Annotated in this window: 17 protein-coding genes; 16 read left to right on the top strand and 1 reads right to left on the bottom strand. The window is 37.5% G+C overall.

Annotated features, from left to right (window positions below):
• The first annotated feature begins 120 nt into the window (after window positions 1-120).
• Window positions 121-1,170, top strand: coding sequence for a glycosyltransferase family 4 protein (locus EYB29_RS11055; protein ID WP_026867678.1), 1,050 nt, complete (start codon window positions 121-123; stop codon window positions 1,168-1,170).
• On the opposite strand, the gene EYB29_RS11050 is transcribed toward EYB29_RS11055, so the two are convergent.
• The gene (locus EYB29_RS11050) at window positions 1,171-1,785 is read right to left on the bottom strand and encodes a YigZ family protein (RefSeq protein ID WP_051220597.1); all 615 of its coding nucleotides are present in this window, start codon (window positions 1,783-1,785) and stop codon (window positions 1,171-1,173) included.
• 97 nt (window positions 1,786-1,882) lie between these two features.
• Here EYB29_RS11050 and EYB29_RS11045 point away from each other — a divergent pair, with 97 nt between their 5' ends.
• The 15 genes from EYB29_RS11045 (at window position 1,883) to EYB29_RS10975 (ending at window position 19,564) form a co-directional block, all read left to right on the top strand.
• Window positions 1,883-2,755, top strand: a complete 873-nt coding sequence (locus EYB29_RS11045; protein WP_166627269.1) for a DegV family protein — start codon at window positions 1,883-1,885, stop codon at window positions 2,753-2,755.
• Window positions 2,756-2,810: 55 nt separating this feature from the next.
• A complete protein-coding gene (locus tag EYB29_RS11040; protein ID WP_166627268.1) occupies window positions 2,811-4,055 on the top strand; it encodes a DEAD/DEAH box helicase family protein in 1,245 nt (414 codons plus the stop codon).
• 248 nt (window positions 4,056-4,303) lie between these two features.
• Window positions 4,304-4,768 (top strand): ComF family protein, encoded by a 465-nt coding sequence (locus tag EYB29_RS11035; protein ID WP_166627267.1) that lies wholly within the window; start codon window positions 4,304-4,306, stop codon window positions 4,766-4,768.
• A 12-nt stretch (window positions 4,769-4,780) separates the two neighbouring features.
• Window positions 4,781-5,347 (top strand): ribosome hibernation-promoting factor, HPF/YfiA family, encoded by a 567-nt coding sequence (hpf, locus tag EYB29_RS11030; RefSeq protein WP_026867674.1) that lies wholly within the window; start codon window positions 4,781-4,783, stop codon window positions 5,345-5,347.
• Between the two features lie 135 nt (window positions 5,348-5,482).
• Window positions 5,483-8,011: a preprotein translocase subunit SecA gene (secA, locus tag EYB29_RS11025; protein ID WP_166627266.1), complete on the top strand. Its 2,529-nt coding sequence runs from the start codon at window positions 5,483-5,485 to the stop codon at window positions 8,009-8,011.
• Between the two features lie 11 nt (window positions 8,012-8,022).
• A protein-coding gene (prfB, locus tag EYB29_RS11020; RefSeq protein ID WP_156889196.1) for a peptide chain release factor 2 occupies window positions 8,023-9,124 on the top strand; the annotation gives its coding sequence in 2 pieces (ribosomal slippage) (window positions 8,023-8,085 and window positions 8,087-9,124; 1,101 coding nt in all).
• 20 nt (window positions 9,125-9,144) lie between these two features.
• Window positions 9,145-9,468, top strand: coding sequence for a c-type cytochrome (locus EYB29_RS11015; protein ID WP_026867671.1), 324 nt, complete (start codon window positions 9,145-9,147; stop codon window positions 9,466-9,468).
• A gap of 317 nt (window positions 9,469-9,785) precedes the next feature.
• A complete protein-coding gene (locus tag EYB29_RS11010) occupies window positions 9,786-11,558 on the top strand; it encodes a LysM peptidoglycan-binding domain-containing protein (RefSeq protein WP_166627265.1) in 1,773 nt (590 codons plus the stop codon).
• 212 nt (window positions 11,559-11,770) lie between these two features.
• Window positions 11,771-11,944, top strand: coding sequence for a hypothetical protein (locus EYB29_RS11005; protein WP_156889181.1), 174 nt, complete (start codon window positions 11,771-11,773; stop codon window positions 11,942-11,944).
• 99 nt (window positions 11,945-12,043) lie between these two features.
• The gene (locus tag EYB29_RS11000; RefSeq protein ID WP_166627264.1) at window positions 12,044-12,628 is read left to right on the top strand and encodes a TlpA disulfide reductase family protein; all 585 of its coding nucleotides are present in this window, start codon (window positions 12,044-12,046) and stop codon (window positions 12,626-12,628) included.
• Window positions 12,629-12,631: 3 nt separating this feature from the next.
• Window positions 12,632-13,267 carry a YfbR-like 5'-deoxynucleotidase gene (locus EYB29_RS10995; protein WP_166627263.1) on the top strand — a complete coding sequence of 212 codons (636 nt, stop codon included), beginning with the start codon at window positions 12,632-12,634 and terminating at the stop codon, window positions 13,265-13,267.
• Window positions 13,268-13,272: 5 nt separating this feature from the next.
• Window positions 13,273-13,518 carry a DUF2198 family protein gene (locus EYB29_RS10990; RefSeq protein ID WP_026867304.1) on the top strand — a complete coding sequence of 82 codons (246 nt, stop codon included), beginning with the start codon at window positions 13,273-13,275 and terminating at the stop codon, window positions 13,516-13,518.
• A gap of 78 nt (window positions 13,519-13,596) precedes the next feature.
• The gene (gene uvrB / locus EYB29_RS10985) at window positions 13,597-15,576 is read left to right on the top strand and encodes an excinuclease ABC subunit UvrB (protein ID WP_166627262.1); all 1,980 of its coding nucleotides are present in this window, start codon (window positions 13,597-13,599) and stop codon (window positions 15,574-15,576) included.
• A 5-nt stretch (window positions 15,577-15,581) separates the two neighbouring features.
• Window positions 15,582-18,410: an excinuclease ABC subunit UvrA gene (gene uvrA, locus EYB29_RS10980; protein ID WP_166627261.1), complete on the top strand. Its 2,829-nt coding sequence runs from the start codon at window positions 15,582-15,584 to the stop codon at window positions 18,408-18,410.
• Between the two features lie 11 nt (window positions 18,411-18,421).
• Window positions 18,422-19,564: a DUF4097 family beta strand repeat-containing protein gene (locus tag EYB29_RS10975; protein ID WP_166627260.1), complete on the top strand. Its 1,143-nt coding sequence runs from the start codon at window positions 18,422-18,424 to the stop codon at window positions 19,562-19,564.
• Window positions 19,565-19,656: the final 92 nt, after the last annotated feature.

The following is a 19,656-nucleotide window of genomic DNA, read 5'->3' as shown; positions in this document are numbered from 1 at the left end:
TCCTATATTATACTCGTTTAGGATGTGTGAAGAAAGTGAATTTGTTTATATGGAAAGAATGATATATACATATATACCGAATATGGTATATTTAATGGGATTAAAAAATCGGGTGAGTATATGAATACATTATTTCTACTGTGTATATCCTTTGTGATATCACTAATACTGGTGCCGGTCTTTATTTATTTAGCGAAAAGGTTTGGCTTTGTCGATTACCCAAACTATCGTAAAGTACATAAAGTACCGATGCCTTATCTTGGCGGTGTGGCAATTCTTGTAAGTTTTACAATCGTCACTCTTTTTGCCCAGCCTGCAGAAATTGAATATAAACCAATAATAATCGGCGCGACAATACTTTGTTTCGTCGGTCTAGTAGATGATAAATACGATCTTAAGCCATTCGTAAAGTTTATTGGTCAACTGGTCGCTATTAGTGTACCGATTTATTACGGGATTATTATTGATACGATTACACCATTTGGTATAGAAATTAACTTCGGTGTGCTTTCAGTTCTCGTGACAGTCATTTGGTTAGCGGCCATTATTAATGCGATCAATTTGGTGGATGGTTTAGATGGTCTCGCGACAGGTGTCGTTATTATCGCCTTAGCGAGCATCGCAGTCATTACTATTTTCCAGTCAAATATATTTGTCATGATGATTTGTATTATTTTAATCGGCTCTCTACTCGGTTTTTTACCGTACAACTTCCATCCAGCAAAAATATTTTTAGGTGACAATGGTGCCATGATGCTCGGTTATATCGTGGGTGTGTTATCAATAATTGGCTTTAAAAACATAACCTTTATTTCACTGTTTTTCCCAATTATTATTCTCGGTGTGCCATTTATTGATATGTTCTTTGCAGTGATTAGACGATACCGAGAAGGTGTATCCGTCATGCGCGCAGATAAAAACCACCTGCACCATAGGGTGAGGCACCTCGGTTTTTCTCATAGAGAGAGTGTCGTATTGATTTACTTTATAGCACTCTTATTTGCGATCGGTGGTGTAGTAATGTACTTGGCAACTGTACCAGGTGCCATTATCATCGGGATATTACTACTATTGACAACGAATTTAGTCGTAGAGGCTACAAACCTAATTGGTTCGAATAAGCGGCCGATGTTAAATTTCTTCAAGAAAGTATTCGACCGCATTCCATAGTTAAATTACTTCTTCAGCAATAACTGGATCATCTTTCTTAGCGATATAGTTATTACTCGTGATTTCTTTTAAGGTGTCGATAATCTGATCGGCACCTTCTTCTTTTATGTGAATCAAATAGTGAACCTTATCGGTATAGTCCTGAGAGACTATGGTCGCATCTGTATTTCCTAGGTAATGTTCGAATTTTGCTGTATAGGTATAATCTAAGGTGACGTTGATAGGCGTCATTGGAATTTCCATGACCTTACCGCTCTCTTTAACTGCTAAAGAAGTCCCGCTAGAATATGCTCTAATCAATCCACCGCTACCGAGTTTAATACCTCCAAAATAACGTGTGACAACGACAGTAACGTTGTATAATTCTTCATTTTTCAAAACTTCTAACATTGGCACACCTGCCGTACCCTGTGGCTCACCATCATCATCAGCTCTTTGGATTAAAGCACTTTTGCCAATGATATAGGCACTGCAATTATGTGTAGCTGATTTATGTTCTTGTTTAACTTCGTTTATGAAAGCTTTCGCTTCATCCTCAGTTTCAGTTCTCTTGATATGACTAATAAAACGTGATTTTTTTATGATTTCTTCTGTTGATAAATTCTTGTGATTCATGTATTTTTGTTCCAATGAAAAACACCTCTTAAAAATAGTTTATCATAGCATGCATATGTAGTAGAATAAGTATCGAGATGAATTGGAGGAGACGCATATGAAAGTGGCTGTAGTTGTTGATTCGACTAGTTATTTACCCACCAATATTTTAGAAAAGTATGATATATACACCATTCCTTTGAATGTGATTATCAATGATGAAGTATATAAAGAAAATGAAATAGATAATAGCTGGTATTACGAGCAAATGGCTGGGAGTGATGAATTGCCAACCACTAGTCAGCCATCTATTGGAGATTATATTTTGCTACTTGAATCTTTATATAGAGATGGCTATACAGATGTGCTGAGTTTCCACCTTTCTAAAGAGATATCTGGAACCTACCAAAGTGCGATTTCCGCATCAACTAGTGTTGAAGGCATTAACGTTCATGTTGTGGACTCTCAACTATCATGCGCACCCTTAGGGTTCTTGGCTTTATATGCTGCTCAAAATAAGAATGTGAAACCCCTTGAAGCCTTGCTTGATGATTTAGAAGATATGAGGCAAAAAGAAAATTTAAATGCTTACTTCCTTGTAGATAATTTAACAAATCTACAAAAGGGTGGTCGACTATCAAATGCTCAGGCAATGATTGGTGGTTTATTAAAAATTAAGCCAATCCTTGAATTTATTGATGGTAAGATTGTGGCCGTTGAAAAAATTAGAACGCAGAAAAAGGCGATGTCTAAAATTGAGGCTAAGTTAGCAGAAGATTTTCAAGTACACAAAGGTAAAAAAATCACAGCATGTTTAATCCATGCCAATGCACCAAGCTTGGCTGAATCTTATATAGAAGAACTTCGGGAAAAGTTTGAAGATGTTACATTTATTCTACAAGAATTTGGCCCTGTAATTGGTACGCATTTAGGCGAAGGTGCCATTGGAATAGGCTATACTGTATACGATATCGATGTTTCTGACTTTTAATTAAATCTATTATTAAAGCAGCTTATTTAAGCTGCTTTTTTTTATTGGAGGCAAAATGATACTAAAGCATGGCGGAGAAAAAATATTGTTTGAAGCAGGTGTTAAGAATCATACGTGTTGTCGTTGTGGTAATCAAAATAAGTCCTTATTCTATACCTATTATTCACATTACGATCAGTGTAGTGTGACTTACTGTATGCACTGCATTATTCTAGGTCGTTCAGATTCAGTGACACCTTTATATGGTATGGAGACTAAACGTTTTAAGGAAGAAATTGATTATCATTTAGATTTTCAGTTGAATGACATTCAAATTCAAGCGAGTGATCGTATCGTTTCAGCCATTCATAATCATAGCAATTTACTTTTGTATGCAGTCACAGGAGCAGGTAAAACAGAAATTACCTTCGAAGGTATTAAAATAGCAAGGCGTAAAGGTTTGAACGTTGCCTTTGTGTCTCCGAGGATTGATGTTGTTAAAGAGGTATATTTGAGGCTTACAGATGCATTTAAACACACACGTATTGATTTGATGTATAGCGAGGTAAAAAATGTGTTGAGTCATGCCTTTACAGTGTGCACAGTTCACCAACTTATGAACTACATTCAACACTATGATGTGATTATTGTCGATGAAGTAGATGCTTTTCCCTTGGCTGATGAACCACTTTTAATGTCGATAATTTTAAGAGCCTTATCAGCTAACGGATCATTGATATTAATGACTGCGACACCAACCCGAGAGATGATTAGGTTAACTGGAAAGGATAATGTCGTAACGATAGCTAGAAGATATCACGGTCATGACCTCGCCATTCCGAAGGTGTACTACCATGCGGTAGACACTTATATTAAGAAAAATAAAACGTCACCAGTGTTGGATCAATTGGTTGGTAAAATTATAGAACAAGATCGTAAAGTACTTATTTTTTTACCAGAAATCAAAATGTTAGAGCAGCTTGGTCAGTTAATGAAAGATAAGTTTCCCGACTTACAAGCAGTACATAGTGGGGATCGTTACCGCTATGAGAAAGTCCAGCTCATGCGTGACAATAAAGTAAAAGTACTTTTAACAACCACTATATTAGAACGTGGCGTCACCTTTCCTAATTTAGATGTGATTGTAGTCAATGCGCACCGTTTTGATAGTGCTGCACTCATTCAAATTTGTGGGAGAGTTGGAAGAAAGCCAAAAGATCCCTTGGGAAATATCTTGTTTTTATCGGAAAGTAATACGAGAAGCATTCATCAAACAATCAAGAAAATTAAAGCCTTCAATCAAGGTCGTGCTAAGTTATGATCTGCCTATACTGTCATCAAAGAATAACTAATGAACCTACTGTGATTTCCTTATTCGTAAAGTCAGAGCCACTCTGTCAAAGTTGTCGGGATTCACTAGAGGAAAAGTTTTTTGGACCGAGGTGTGGCCGATGTCATCAGGTAGTACAAGTGGAAATTGATATATGTGAGGACTGTCAGCTTCTTATAAATAGGTATCCACACGTAAATCAAATTACTGTAATAACGGATTACAACGACGCTGTGAAGATGTTGTTACATCGTTACAAGTTTTTAAAAGACCAGGCGATGGCAATGATAATGAAGTATTTAAGTGATTTTAATTTTAAGAATTATGATCTGGTCGTTCCGATACCCATTTCATCAGCACGTTTAAAGGAGCGAACTTATAATCAGGTGACAGAAATGCTTAACGTAATGAAGGTTGATTATCAACTTATACTAGAAACCTCTAAGAAAAATCGTCAATCAGATCTCAGTCGAGCGGCGCGTTTAAATAAAGAAAATCCATTTTTCTTAAATGAAAATGTTAAAGACTATGACTTTTCGGGTATGAGTGTTCTCATAGTAGATGATATTTATACAACAGGGGTTACAGTACATCAGGCGGCAGATATCATCTCAAATCTTAATTTTCAGAAAATAGATGTGTTAACGTTTTCAAAAGCGCAACACATTTGGTATAATGAGATTAAGAAGAAAGGTAACATATAAGGAGGGCTCATCATGATAAGAGTTGAAATTAGAGGAGAGAACATTGAAGTAACAGATGCAATCCGCGAACATGTGGAAGACAAAGTTGCAAAACTTGAACGTTACTTCAACGATGTACCAAACACTCATGCTCACGTAAATATCAAGGTTCGTAATAATAAGCGTGGTAAGGTTGAAATTACGATTCCTATGAAAGATTTAACGTTGCGTGCAGAAGAAGTACACGATGATCTCTATGCAGCGGTAGATTTAGTAATCGATAAGCTGGAAAGACAGATCCGCAAGCACAAAACAAAAATCAACCGTAAGTTCAGAGAGAAGAACCCAGAATTAGAATTCTTTAATGCTGCGGCATTTGAGAATGGACAAGAACAAGAAGGAAATAATGACAATGACGACGAGATTGCGATCTATCGTTCTAAAGAATTTACATTGAAACCAATGGATTCTGAAGAAGCAGTTTTACAGATGAACATGCTCGGCCATGATTTCTTTGTCTTTAATGATAGAGAAACAGATGGTACTAGTATCGTTTATCGTAGAAAAGATGGTAAATACGGACTAATAGAAACAAATTAAACGAATATAATAATTTGCCCCTGTGAGCTGTTATAGCCCAGGGGCTTTTTGATGGTTCATATTTTATTTTTATATATAATAGTGGTAAAATGTAACGTTGTATATAGGAATTTTTTTGAGGGAGAGAGTAAATCCATGGGTGTTTTAAATAAGATGTTTGACGGCAACAAGAAAGAGCTCAAAACATTACGTAAAGAAGCTCAAAAGGTGTTGGCATTAGCACCTGAAATGGAAAAATTAAGCGATGACGCACTTAAAGAAAAAACTGCAAGCTTTAAAAATCAATTAGCAGCTGCAGATGGAGATATAAAAAAAGAGAATAAGATATTAGATGATATATTAACAGAAGCATTTGCTGTTGTTAGAGAAGCGGCGAAACGTGCTTTAGGAATGGAACCATTCGAAGTCCAAATTATGGGGGGGATCGCCCTTCATAAAGGTGATATTGCAGAGATGAAAACCGGTGAAGGTAAAACATTAACTGCAACGATGCCAGTGTACTTAAACGCACTCGCAGGTCGTGGTGTTCATGTTATTACAGTCAACGAGTACCTTTCAGAAAGTCAGATGGAAGAATTATCATCCCTATATAACTTCCTTGGCATGTCCGTTGGTTTGAACTTAAATCAAAAAAATAGTAATGAGAAAAGAGAAGCTTTCAGAGCAGATATTACTTATACAACAAACAACGAACTGGGTTTTGACTATTTAAGAGACAACATGGTGACATATAAACAGGACCGTGTCTTACGTGGCTTAAACTTTGCAGTTATTGATGAGGTTGACTCGATTTTAATTGATGAAGCAAGAACACCACTCATCATATCTGGTAAGGCCAAAGACCGTGAAACGTATTATGTCCAAGCAAACCAGTTTGTAAAAATGTTAAAAGAAGAAGAGGATTACACATACGACATTAAGACAAGAAACATTCAGCTTAATGAGTCTGGTATGGAGAAAGCAGAGAAATGGTTTAAGCTTGATAACCTATACGATGTTAAGCATGTAAATTTACTCCATCATATCAACCAAGCCTTAAAAGCCAATTTCTCTATGGAAAGAGATGTAGACTATGTTGTCGATCAAGAAGGTATTTTAATCGTAGATCAGTTTACAGGACGTACGATGAAAGGGCGTCGCTTTTCAGACGGTCTTCACCAGGCTATTGAAGCAAAAGAAGGCATGGATATACAAAATGAATCTCGGACGATGGCATCCATTACCTTCCAGAACTTCTTTAGACTTTTCAATAAATTGTCTGGTATGACAGGTACTGCGAAAACGGAAGAAGAAGAGTTCATGAATATCTACAATATGCGAGTGACTCAAATTCCGACAAATAAACCTGTCCAACGTATCGATAATACAGATAGAATTTATGCGGCAGAAGAAATCAAGCTAAAAGCTGTCGTTAATGATGTCATTGAGCGTCATAAAAAAGGGCAACCGATCCTTATCGGTACTGTTGCAGTTGAAACCAGTGAATTGATTTCAAATCTACTGAAAAAACACGGCATCCGTCACAATGTCTTAAATGCGAAAAACCATGGCCGTGAAGCAGAGATCATTAAAGAAGCAGGTAAAAAAGGTGCTGTAACAATAGCAACAAACATGGCTGGTCGTGGGACAGATATCAAGCTCGGTGACGGTGTTAAAGAACTCGGTGGTCTAGCTGTAATTGGTACAGAACGTCATGAGTCACGTCGGATTGATGATCAGTTAAGAGGGCGTTCTGGACGTCAGGGTGACGTCGGTGAAAGTACCTTCTACCTATCACTGGAAGATGATCTAATGAGACGCTTTGGTTCTGAAAGAATTCAGGGCATGATGGAACGCATGGGTATGAGTGAAGAAGAACTAACAAGTAAGATGATTTCTAGAGGCGTAGAGTCCTCACAAAAACGTGTGGAAGGAAACAACTTTGACGCACGTAAAAAGTTACTGGAATACGATGAGGTTTTACGTAAGCAACGTGAAATTATTTATAATGAGCGTGATGAAATTATAGATAAAGACGACGTTTCAGATCTTTTGTATGACATGATTGATCGTTCAGTAGAACGTACTGTAGAGTTTTACGATTTAGATAATGAAGAAGACGTTGACTACGAGCAGTATAAGAACACACTCGTTGATCTCTACTTACCAGAAGAAGAAATCTCTGTAGAAGACATCAAAGGTAAGGACCCGGAATCAATATACGCGTTCATTATGGCTAAGGTAAAAGACCAACTTAAAGAAAAAGAAGAAACTTTAGGTGAAGAAAAAATGCGTTTGTTTGAACGTATGATGATGCTTCGTACAATGGACCAAAAATGGGTGGAGCATATCGATAGTATGGATCAGCTTAGAACTGGAATCCACTTGCGCTCATATGGACAAATTAATCCGTTAAGAGAGTATCAAAATGAAGGGATTCAAATGTTTGAAAACTTGCTTGTGAATATCGAAGATGACACAGCTAAGTTTGTACTGAAGACAGTGGTTCACACAGATGAAGAAATGAAACGTGAGCAAGTCTTGGATAAAAAACAAATGCATGCTGGTGACGGTAAACAGAAAGTTAAAAAGCAACCCATTAAAAAGCAAGTAAAAGTGGGTAGAAATGACCCTTGCCCATGTGGATCAGGTAAGAAGTATAAAAACTGTCACGGACAAGCATAAGGAGATAATATATGGAATTAAGTGAAGTAAAATCTTTCATACAAAGTTCAAGAGATAAGCTAGAAGACTTTAGGGGGTCTCTTTGACTTAGAAGAAAAAGAGACTCAAATTAAAGAAAATGAAGAACAGATGCTGGATCCTAATTTTTGGAATGATAGTGATGCTGCTAATGACGTCATTGCATCGAATAATCATTTGAAGAAAATTGTAGATGGTTTTAATAATCTTGAGGCGTCAGTTGATGATATTGAAACGTCATATGAATTATTACGGGAAGAGCATGACAGTGAGCTTGAGGCCATTTTATCGGACTCAATCAAAGAAACAGAAGAAAATATTGAAGCATATGAATTGAACCTATTACTCTCAGGCGAACACGATGCTTTGGATGCAACCTTGGAACTACATCCTGGTGCAGGTGGTACAGAATCACAAGACTGGGCTGAGATGTTACTAAGAATGTATCAACGTTACAGTGAAAGTGAAGGCTTTAAAGTTGAAACAGTCGACTATCAAGCTGGGGACGAAGCTGGAGTTAAGAGTGTGACGTTATCCATTAAAGGTGCCAATGCTTATGGGTTATTAAAGGCTGAGAAGGGTGTCCACCGTCTTGTAAGAATTTCTCCATTTGATTCTTCAGGGCGACGACATACATCCTTCGTATCCTGCGAAGTAATTCCGCAGTTTAAAAATACGGATGTTGAAATAGAAATTAACAATGATGATATTAAAATAGATACTTACCGTTCAAGTGGTGCAGGTGGTCAGCACGTAAATACGACTGATTCAGCTGTCAGAATCACGCATTTACCCACAGGGATTGTCGTGACATGTCAAAATGAACGTTCACAGATTAAGAACCGTGAACAAGCGATGAATATGTTGAGAGCTAAGCTCTATCAAAAGAAAATCGAAGAACAGAGAGCAGAAATCGAAGATATTAAAGGTGAACAAAAAGAAATTGGCTGGGGAAGTCAAATCCGAAGCTATGTCTTTCACCCGTATTCAATGGTTAAAGACCATCGCACAAACTATGAAACAGGTAATACTGACAAAGTAATGGATGGTGACTTATCACCGTTCATACATGCATATCTAAGAATGGTAATGTAAAAGTAGATGGAGGCTGTAAAATGAAAAAGATAATGATGTCTCTTAGCTTTGGTGTAGTACTCGTGCTGAGTGCATGTGGTTCAGGTGAAGAAGAAAGTGCGACTTCAGACAATGCATCGGTAGATGATGGTCAGGCAATTTACGAAGCTTCATCTTGCTTTAGTTGTCATGGTAGAGAATTAGAAGGCGCATCAGGACCAAACCTTCAAGAAGTCGGTAGTAGATTATCAGTAGACGAAATCAAAACTGTTATCGAAGAAGGAAAAGGACCAATGCCAGGTGGATTAGTAGAAGATCAAGAACAACTGAGTAAACTAGCAGAATGGCTTTCAGAAAAACAATAAAACAATCAGAGAAAGACCGTTAAGTTTTATTAAAAAACTTAGCGGTTTTTTGTTAACTTAAGCTAATATAGTAAATTATTTTATCCGAGTAAATTACTATAACAATGCATAGTTAAATAAATCATTTGTAAAGAAAACACGTCCAGATTTCTAATAAATTTCTTTTATATTACAAATATATTACAAGGCTTTATTGTAATAACTCTTATGATATAGTTTATTACGTGTCGTAATAACGGAAGAGTTACATATCAATCAACAGCCAAACATAAAAAAATAAAAAATAAAATGATTATTAGTAGGAGGACATTCACTTTATGAAAAAGACAGTAGTATCTGTAGCAACATTAACAGCAATTACAGGTGTCGCAGCAACGACGGTTTCAGCAGACGAATACAAAATAGCTAGTGGAGATACATTATGGGGAATAGCTAATGAAGTTGGAACATCAGTAGCTGATCTTAAAGCGGATAACGAATTAACAAGCGACCTTATCTTCCCAGGTGACGTATTAACAGTAAACGAAGCGGAAGAAGAGGCACCAGCACCTGTTGAAACTCCGAATACATATACTGTACAAGCAGGAGATACACTTTCACAAATCGGTGAACAGTTCTCTCTAGATTACAAAGAAATCATGAAGTTAAATAACTTATCTAGTGATTTAATTTTTGTTGGACAAGAATTAACAATCTCAGGTGAAGAAGTTGCTTCAGAAACTGTAGAAATTGAAGCAGTGGAAGAAGTAGAACCTGTTCAAGAAACTGAGGAAGTAGAAGTAAATATTTCAGCAAATGAAGATGCAGAAGCTCAACAAGCAGCTGAAGAACAAGCTGCAGCAGAAAAAGCAGAAGCAGAACGTATTGCAGCCGAAGAACAAGCGGCAGCTGAAAAAGCAGAAGCAGAGCGTGTAGCAGCTGAACAAGCAGCAGTAGAAGCTGCTGAAGCAGAGAGAATCGCAGCCGAAGAAGCGGCAGCGGCTGAAGAAGTAGAAGTTGAAGAGGTAGAAGAAGTAGAACCTGTTCAAGAAACTGAAGAAGTTTCAGTAGATGAAGAAGCTGAGCGTGTTGCAGCCGAAGAGCAAGCAGCGGCTGAAGCAGAAGCAGAAAGAGTTGCTGCAGAACAAGCGGCAGCTGAAAAAGCTGAGGCAGAGCGTGTAGCTGCAGAACAAGCGGCAGCAGAAAAAGCAGAAGCAGAAAGAGTTGCTGCAGAACAAGCGGCAGCTGAAAAAGCTGAGGCAGAGCGTGTAGCTGCAGAACAAGCGGCAGCTGAAAAAGCAGAAGCAGAAAGAGTTGCTGAAGAACAAGCTGCAGCTGAAAAAGCAGAAGCAGAAAGAGCAGCCGAAGAACAAGCGGCAGCTGAAAAAGCAGAAGCAGAGCGTGTAGCTGCAGAACAAGCGGCAGCTGAAGAGGCAGAAGCAGAGAGAGTAGCTGAAGAACAAGCAGCAGCTGAAAGAGCAGAAGCAGAAAGAGTAGCCGAAGAACAAGCGGCAGCTGAAAAAGCAGAAGCAGAAAGAGCAGCTGAAAGAGCAGAAGCAGAAAGAGTAGCCGAAGAACAAGCGGCAGCTGAAAAAGCAGAAGCAGAAAGAGCAGCTGAAGAACAAGCAGCAGCTGAAAGAGCAGAAGCAGAAAGAGTAGCCGAAGAACAAGCGGCAGCTGAAAAAGCAGAAGCAGAAAGAGCAGCTGAAGAACAAGCGGCAGCAGCAGAACCTGCAGCAGCAACACCAGCTTCTAGTGTATCTAACGGTACAAACTACTATCAGTGGGGTAGCTGTGCATGGTACGTATTTGAAAAGCGTTCATCAATGGGCTTAAGCACTGGCAATGGCTGGGGAGATGCTTCTAACTGGGCATCTGCAGCTTCGTCTGATGGATACTCAGTAGGTAATAAACCAGCTGTGGGTGCAATCATGCAAGCACCGGCATATACTAACGGATCATACGGTCAAGGTCACGTTGCATTTGTAGAACGTGTTAATGGCGACGGTTCAATCTTAGTATCAGAAATGCAATTCGGTGGCGGCCTTGGTAGTAAAAGCACAAGAACTTTAAGTGCTTCTCAAGCAGCTAACCATAACTTTATCTACTAATAAATACTTGATAGAGATTAAATATTTGAAGTACACTTGCACTCATATGAGATGTAAGTGTACTTTTTTATTATTCAGAACAAAATCTAGTTCGCGAAAAGCCCACAAAATCCAAAAAGACACGAACTAGGTCGTGATAATTGATAAAAAAACTCTATTCTTGAATACTTTCATAACAAAACGGTTATTTGACATATAGGAGGGTGAACATTGTGAGTAATATTACACCAAAATCCAGTGGGACTTCTGTACCGCTCTCTTCTTTATTAATTATGAGTACGATTAATGTGCTCACTTTTAAAAAGATTAATAAAGTAGATGAATATGTGGATAAACAAATGAAACAATGGAAGAAGGATCAAGAAAAGAATCGACATCGTGTCTAAGCAAATAAAAGACATTCGTTGACAGTTCATACATTCTTAACTTTCGTAGAATTAACTTTATGGTAAAATGAATAAAATGAATGCGAGAGGACTTTCAGTATGTCTTTAAGGAAAATAATTATTGGTGTTGTTTTTATCGTGTTCTTCTTAGTTGTGGGGGTCAGTATTGGTGCTGTCATCAATGTCTCTGATGAGGAACTAAGAGAACAGAGTTTAAAAACACTACAAGATTCTGAAGGTAGAGATAATCACCATGCTGTTGGTTTAAATGCTCTAAATATGGAATCTGAAGTAGTAATAAATAGTGATCAGTCACTTGAGTCACTGGTAGCAGATAATAAGGTGACTGTTGTTAATTTCTTTGCATCATGGTGTGATCCATGTAAACGTGAGACCCCAGAGTTAAATGAATATGCCAGTCAAACAGCTGACTCAGATGTTCAAGTTGTCGGTATAAATATCGATGATAGTACTGCCAATCGTGATGAATTCCTTGATCAGTTTGAGGTATCATATCCTGTTTATGAATTAACGAACGAAGCAGCAGTAACGGATGAATTCAAAATCAGCTTAATGCCAACAACATTCTTTTTAGATTCAGAAGGTGAAGTAATTAGAGCCTACATAGGTGAGATTAGTCCCGACCTAATCACAGACTATGTTAACTATGTAAAGGAGCGTTAAATAATGGGAGTACACCAATACTTTAAAAGTCTGAGTGACTTAGAAAAACTCATACGCTGTCCTGGTAAGTTTAAATACCAAGAGCATAACGTTGCGGCTCACTCATTCAAAGTGACAAAAATTGCACAGTATTTAGGTACAGTAGAAGAATATCACGGGAGTACCGTAGATTGGCGTGCGCTGTATGAAAAAGCACTCAACCATGACTATCCGGAGATTTTCACTGGTGATATAAAAACGCCTGTAAAATATGCGTCTCTAGAACTAAATTCATTATTTTTAGAAGTTGAAGAAACGATGACAACTAAATTTATAGAAACAGAATTTCCCCCAGAATATCAAGTGATATATAAGGAACGTTTAAAAGAAGGAAAAGATAGCACACTTGAAGGTCAAATACTCTCAGTGGCGGATAAAATCGATCTTTTATATGAGTCTTTCGGAGAAATCCAAAAGAGAAATCCCGAGCCTTTATTCTTTGAAATATACGAGGAATCGTTAGCAACCATTAAGCGCTTTGATCATTTGGTGTCGGTTCAAGATTTCTTAGATAACATTCTAACAGAAATGCTCAAAGAAAGATTTATTCCAAAAGATGAACTTTTTGAAATCACCAATGCGATTTTAAATAGGGAGTAAGAATTATGGACCTTTATTGGTACATGATGGCCATGGTGGTACCCGCAGTCACTGTGGTTGTTTTTACAAGACTCACAAGAAATAAGTATGTCGCTGTTTTACTAACATTCGTATTGTTCGGTGCTTCTATTTACAGAGGGTTTTACCCGAGTGATTGGGTAATTTACATTGATTCAGCTTCGATTTTTGTTGGTTACATTATAGTAGAGATTTTTACGTTAGATCAATTTAATAATGATGAAGAAGAGTGAAAAAATACCGAACAAATGTTTGTCATTTTTACTCTTTTTTTGTTAGACTAGTATAGATAAATATGTGGAGGCGAAACAATGGCTAATTTTGAGTTAGTTTCTAAATTTGAGCCGGCTGGAGATCAGCCTCAGGCAATAGATGAGCTTGTAGAACAAATAAACTCTGGCCAAAGACACCAGACTTTATTAGGTGCTACTGGAACAGGTAAGACGTATACAATGAGCCAAGTGATTCAAAAGGTTGGTAAGCCGACCCTGATCATCGCACATAACAAAACGCTGGCTGGGCAACTGTACAGTGAATTTAAAGAGTTCTTCCCAAACAACAGAGTTGAGTATTTTGTATCCTACTATGATTATTTCCAACCAGAAGCCTATGTCCCAAGTACGGATACTTTTATAGAAAAAGATGCATCGATTAATGATGAAATTGATAAGTTAAGGCACTCTGCAACTAGTGCCTTATTTGAAGGTGATGACGTTATCATTATTTCATCCGTATCTTGTATTTATGGTTTAGGTAATCCAGATGAATATAGAGACTTAGTTGTCAGTATTAGAACCGGTATGGAACTCGATCGTAATCAATTTTTAAGAAAACTCGTCGATATTCAATATGCGAGAAACGATATTGATTTTAAACGCGGAACTTTTAGAGTCCGTGGAGACATAGTTGAAGTATTCCCAGCATCAAGAGATGAAAAATGTATTCGTGTTGAATTCTTCGGAGATGAAATCGACCGAATACGTGAAATTGACTACTTAACTGGTGAGATATTCTCTGAACTTGAGCATTTTGCAATCTTCCCTGCATCCCACTTCGTTACCCGTGAGGAAAAAATGAAAGTTGCAATTGAGAGAATTGAAAAAGAATTAGATGAACAATTAAAAAACCTTAGAGCGGAAGACAAGCTACTTGAAGCCCAAAGACTAGAACAAAGAACAAATTATGACCTTGAGATGATGAGAGAGATGGGCTTTTGTTCTGGAATTGAAAACTATTCTGTTCATACTACACTTAGAGATTTAGGCTCAACACCTTATACATTACTCGACTACTTCAAAGATTTTTTAATTATGATTGATGAATCTCATGTGACAGTACCACAAATTAGGGGTATGTATAACGGGGATAAGGCGAGAAAACAAGTGCTAGTTGATCATGGATTTAGATTACCAAGTGCCTTGGACAATAGACCATTAAAATTTTCTGAGTTTGAAGAGAAGGCCGATCAATTACTTTATGTCTCTGCGACACCTGGACCTTATGAAATTGAGCATACTAAAAAAATGGTTCAACAGATCATACGACCAACAGGCTTACTTGATCCGACAATTGATGTCAGACCATCAGAACACCAAATCGACGACTTACTCGCTGAAATCCATGACCGTATGGAGAAAAATGAACGTGTCCTAGTCACGACACTCACTAAAAAAATGTCAGAGGATTTAACGACTTATCTAAAAGAAGCCGGCATTAAAGTTCAATACCTTCACTCTGAAATAAAAACATTAGAGCGCATTGAAATTATTAGAGAGCTACGCATGGGTACTTACGATGTTTTAGTTGGTATTAACCTATTAAGAGAAGGTTTAGATATACCAGAAGTTTCACTTGTGACAATATTAGATGCAGATAAAGAAGGTTTCCTAAGATCTGAACGTTCATTGATTCAAACAATCGGACGTGCTGCACGTAATAGTAACGGTCATGTTATTATGTATGCCGATAAGATAACTGATTCTATGCGTTACGCACTAGATGAAACCGAAAGACGCCGTGAGAAACAAATCGCCTTTAACGAGGCACACAATATTACACCAACAACGATTCAAAAAGAAATTAGAGATGTCATCAGTGCCCACGTTGACATTAAAGAAGACAACACTAAAGTGACTAAGAAAACTTCGCCGACTAAGAAAATGACCAAATCAGAGAGACAAAAGCTTCTTGATAAGTTAGATAAGGAAATGAAAGAAGCTGCACGCAATCTAGACTTTGAAACTGCATCAGAATTAAGAGACGCGATATTTGAGATTCAAGCAGAAGGGTGAATGACATGAAAAATCCATTTATAAGCATCAAAGGTGCGAGAGAAAATAATTTAAAAGATGTAAATCTTGAAATACCTAGAGATAAGCTCGTCGTTATGACGGGTTTATCTGGCTCTGGGAAATCATCTTTAGCCTTCGACACGATCTATGCTGAAGGACAAAGAAGATATGTAGAATCTTTAAGTTCATATGCACGACAATTTTTAGGACAAATGTCTAAACCCGATGTTGATACGATTGAAGGATTGTCACCAGCAATTTCTATCGACCAAAAGACAACGAGCAATAACCCACGCTCTACTGTTGCAACGATTACTGAAATCTATGATTATTTAAGATTGCTTTACGCAAGAGCAGGCACACCATATTGTCCGATTCATAATATCGAAATTTCTTCTCAGACAATTGAAGAGATGACAGATACGATTATGCAGTTAGAAGAACGTACTCGTATTCAAATATTTGCACCATTGGCTAGAGGAAAAAAAGGACAGCACAAACAATTAATAACATCCTTAAGTAAAGAAGGATACGCTAGAGTCGTGGTGGACGGTGAGATGTATGACATTGAATCAGTACCTGAATTAGAAAAAAACAAGAAGCATGATATCGATGTTGTTATTGATCGTCTAGCAGTTAGGGATGGCATTGAAACACGCTTGAGTGACTCGCTACAAGTCGCTTTAGACAAGTCCGGTGGCAATGTGACAATTAACGTTATCGATGGCGAAGACTTGCATTTTTCAGAGCACTTCTCCTGTCCAGAATGTGGCTTTACAATTTCTGAATTAGAACCTAGACTCTTTTCATTTAACGCACCTTATGGTGCTTGCCCAACTTGTGATGGCTTGGGAATGAAAATGTCAGTAGATGAAGCGCTCGTTGTGCCTGACCCAAATTTAACGTTAGAAGAAGGGGCAATTGTCACTTGGCAACCGATATCATCGACTTACTATATGCAATTGCTTAGTCAGGCAGCAGCACATTTCAAAATCGATATGAAAGTACCGTTTAAAGACTTAAGTAAAAAAGATAAAGAAATAATTTTCAAAGGCTCAGATGAGCTAGTTAAGTTTTCATTCAAGCAAGATAATGGTGTGGAAAGAACGAGAGAAATGCCTTTTGAAGGTGTCTTAAGTAATATAGAACGTCGTTACAATGAGAGCCCTTCTGAATATACAAGAAATGTCATGAGTCAATACATGAGAGAAATTCAATGTAAAACATGTGATGGTTATAGACTGAATGAAGAAGCACTCGCTGTTAAGGTGGATGGTCAGCATATCGGTCAAACATCTGAACAGTCTGTCATAGACTCCTTAGAATTCTTTAAAGATATATCCCTATCAGCTCAAAATGAAGAAATTGCTCAACCGATACTTAAAGAGATCAACAGTCGCTTATCGTTCTTAAGAAATGTTGGTTTAGATTACTTAACATTGAGCCGTAAGAGCGGTACTTTATCTGGTGGAGAAGCACAGAGAATAAGACTGGCAACACAAATTGGTTCACAGTTGAGCGGGGTCTTATATATCTTAGATGAGCCATCTATTGGCCTACATCAAAGAGACAATGACCGCTTAATCAGTACATTAAAAGAGATGACTGAACTCGGAAATACGCTTATTGTTGTTGAACATGATGAAGACACGATGCTCGCAAGTGACCATCTGATTGATATTGGGCCTGGTGCTGGTGAACACGGTGGAACGGTTGTAGCAGAAGGTACACCTAAGGAAGTGATGGACAACGATGCATCACTCACTGGTCAATACTTAAGTGGAAGAAGATCGATTCCACTGCCAGAACACTATAGAAAACCAGATAAAAAACGCGTCTTTAAAATTAAGGGTGCCAAAGAGAATAATTTGAAAAACATCAATGTGAATATTCCTTTAGGTGTGCTTAATGTTGTGACTGGTGTTTCTGGCTCAGGTAAAAGTACATTGATCAACGAAATTCTTTATAAGAGTTTACATCAAAAACTTTATAATACTAAGGAATTACCAGGAGAACATACAAGTGTAGACGGCATTGAACATATTGATAAAATTATCGACATCGATCAATCCCCAATTGGACGTACACCAAGAAGTAACCCCGCAACTTATACAGGCGTCTTCGATGACATCAGAGATGTTTTTGCACAAACGAACGAAGCAAAAGTAAGAGGCTATTCTAAAGGACGCTTTAGTTTCAACGTCAAAGGAGGACGCTGTGAAGCGTGTAAAGGTGATGGTATCTTACGTATTGAGATGCACTTTTTACCAGATGTTTTTGTACCTTGTGAAGTGTGTCATGGTAAAAGATATAATAGAGAAACTTTAGAAGTGAAATACAAAGATAAGAGTATAGCGGATGTCTTAAAGATGACTGTTGAAGAAGCATATTATTTCTTTGAAAACCTCCCTAAAATTAAGAGAAAGATTAAAACCTTGTTAGATGTTGGCCTTGGATATGTGAGACTTGGACAACCTGCAACAACATTATCTGGTGGTGAAGCTCAAAGGGTGAAACTTGCGAGCGAGTTACATCGTCGTTCAAACGGTAAGACGCTTTATATAATGGATGAACCGACGACAGGACTCCACTCTGAAGATATTAAGAACCTACTTGAAGTGATCCAACGTCTTGTTGAGCAAGGTGATACAGTCATCATCATTGAGCATAACCTCGATGTTATAAAAGTTGCTGACCACATCACTGATCTTGGCCCTGAAGGTGGCGAGGGTGGCGGAAACATCGTCGTAAGTGGTACAGTAGAGAATGTAATGAAGGAAGATAAGAGTTATACAGGTCAATACTTGAAGAAATGGTTGAACAGAAATCATTAGGAGGGATATAAGTGGAAAGTAAGGAACGTATCTTAAAAATGCTAGAAGAAGGCAAAATTTCTTCATCGGAAGCAATAGAACTCATGTCTGCTTTAAATGATAAGAAGGAGAAATCCAAGCAACAACAACAAGAGACTTCAGAAGAACAGTCAGACTCAGATAAAGGCGTATTTAACGATTATATTAATCAATTTGTCGACGAGTTTAACAAGTATGTAAATAAAGACAAAGTGACAGACACCTACTCAAATGTAAAAAATAAATTTGGCAACCAAAGACAAACAAAACAAGTATTTGATGGCCTTGAAAAAGCATTTGATTCAGTGGGTTCATCATTTGATACACTGTTTTCAAAAGGTCCTAAAAATCGTCTTATCGAAACGATTGATGAAGAATTTTCTAGTATATCACTCGATATTGCTAATGGTAATATTGAGTTAAAACCAGCTGAAAATACGAATGTCGTTAAATTTGAAGTGACACCATTCTATAGAAAATTAGATACGAAGAAAAACTACTTCCAGGATATCATCTGTGATGTTAGAAATGGTGAACTGGTCATCGTTTCAGATGTTAAATCAGCACGTGTAAACGTCGTAGTTGAAGTGACACAAGATGTTTTAAAACGTATTATTCTTGCCGCATCAAATGGTAGTGTATCGATCCAAGATAAGGAATTCCAGGACGCAACAATTGATATACTAAATGGTGATATTGATCTTTCTAACGTAGAAGCTAAGAGTGCATTTTTAAGAACTTCAAGAGGAAATGTGAAGGTCCGAGAAGGTGATTATCAAAACATCGAGGTCATTTCAATGCTCGGCACAATTATGACAGACAATCTAAATGCTAAAGCGATTGAAATTTCTTCAAATGGTTCTGTTAATTTAGCACTTAAGAACAGTACAGAAGAAGCGACAATTAATTCAAATATGGGTAGCATTAATATTAGTGTGCCACAAGGTAAACCATTAGAAGGGCGTTTATCTACTGTACTTGGTCAAATCAATTACCCACCAGAAGTCGATGCTCGATTCATGAAACATCAAGATATCGGCTTTAAAGAACTCATGCTTGTCAACGATAGTGACGAGGAAGGATTATTCTTAGAAGTGGGAACTAAAGTAGGTAGCGTGACCTTACATCGCAGTTAAGAACTATTAAAGATAATGGGTTGGCTTTTGCCAGCCCATTTTTTGTTATAATATTATTAAATCTATTTGCCCATAAAGAATATTAGTTAGAG

Origin of the sequence: Jeotgalicoccus sp. S0W5 (assembly GCF_011634875.1) — a bacterium.
In the GTDB taxonomy this organism is placed as follows: Bacteria; Bacillota; Bacilli; order Staphylococcales; family Salinicoccaceae; genus Jeotgalicoccus; species Jeotgalicoccus marinus.
This window is presented reverse-complemented; position numbering and strand designations above follow the sequence as displayed.

Bases quoted from the DNA above. Each gene is read 5' to 3' on its own strand.
- EYB29_RS11055 (WP_026867678.1), top strand. From the start codon at position 121: ATGAATACATTATTTCTACTGTGTATATCCTTTGTGATATCACTAATA.
- EYB29_RS11050 (WP_051220597.1), bottom strand. From the start codon at position 1,785: ATGAATCACAAGAATTTATCAACAGAAGAAATCATAAAAAAATCACGT.
- EYB29_RS11045 (WP_166627269.1), top strand. From the start codon at position 1,883: ATGAAAGTGGCTGTAGTTGTTGATTCGACTAGTTATTTACCCACCAAT.
- EYB29_RS11040 (WP_166627268.1), top strand. From the start codon at position 2,811: ATGATACTAAAGCATGGCGGAGAAAAAATATTGTTTGAAGCAGGTGTT.
- EYB29_RS11035 (WP_166627267.1), top strand. From the start codon at position 4,304: ATGTTGTTACATCGTTACAAGTTTTTAAAAGACCAGGCGATGGCAATG.
- hpf (WP_026867674.1), top strand. From the start codon at position 4,781: ATGATAAGAGTTGAAATTAGAGGAGAGAACATTGAAGTAACAGATGCA.
- secA (WP_166627266.1), top strand. From the start codon at position 5,483: ATGGGTGTTTTAAATAAGATGTTTGACGGCAACAAGAAAGAGCTCAAA.
- EYB29_RS11015 (WP_026867671.1), top strand. From the start codon at position 9,145: ATGAAAAAGATAATGATGTCTCTTAGCTTTGGTGTAGTACTCGTGCTG.
- EYB29_RS11010 (WP_166627265.1), top strand. From the start codon at position 9,786: ATGAAAAAGACAGTAGTATCTGTAGCAACATTAACAGCAATTACAGGT.
- EYB29_RS11000 (WP_166627264.1), top strand. From the start codon at position 12,044: ATGTCTTTAAGGAAAATAATTATTGGTGTTGTTTTTATCGTGTTCTTC.
- EYB29_RS10995 (WP_166627263.1), top strand. From the start codon at position 12,632: ATGGGAGTACACCAATACTTTAAAAGTCTGAGTGACTTAGAAAAACTC.
- EYB29_RS10990 (WP_026867304.1), top strand. From the start codon at position 13,273: ATGGACCTTTATTGGTACATGATGGCCATGGTGGTACCCGCAGTCACT.
- uvrB (WP_166627262.1), top strand. From the start codon at position 13,597: ATGGCTAATTTTGAGTTAGTTTCTAAATTTGAGCCGGCTGGAGATCAG.
- uvrA (WP_166627261.1), top strand. From the start codon at position 15,582: ATGAAAAATCCATTTATAAGCATCAAAGGTGCGAGAGAAAATAATTTA.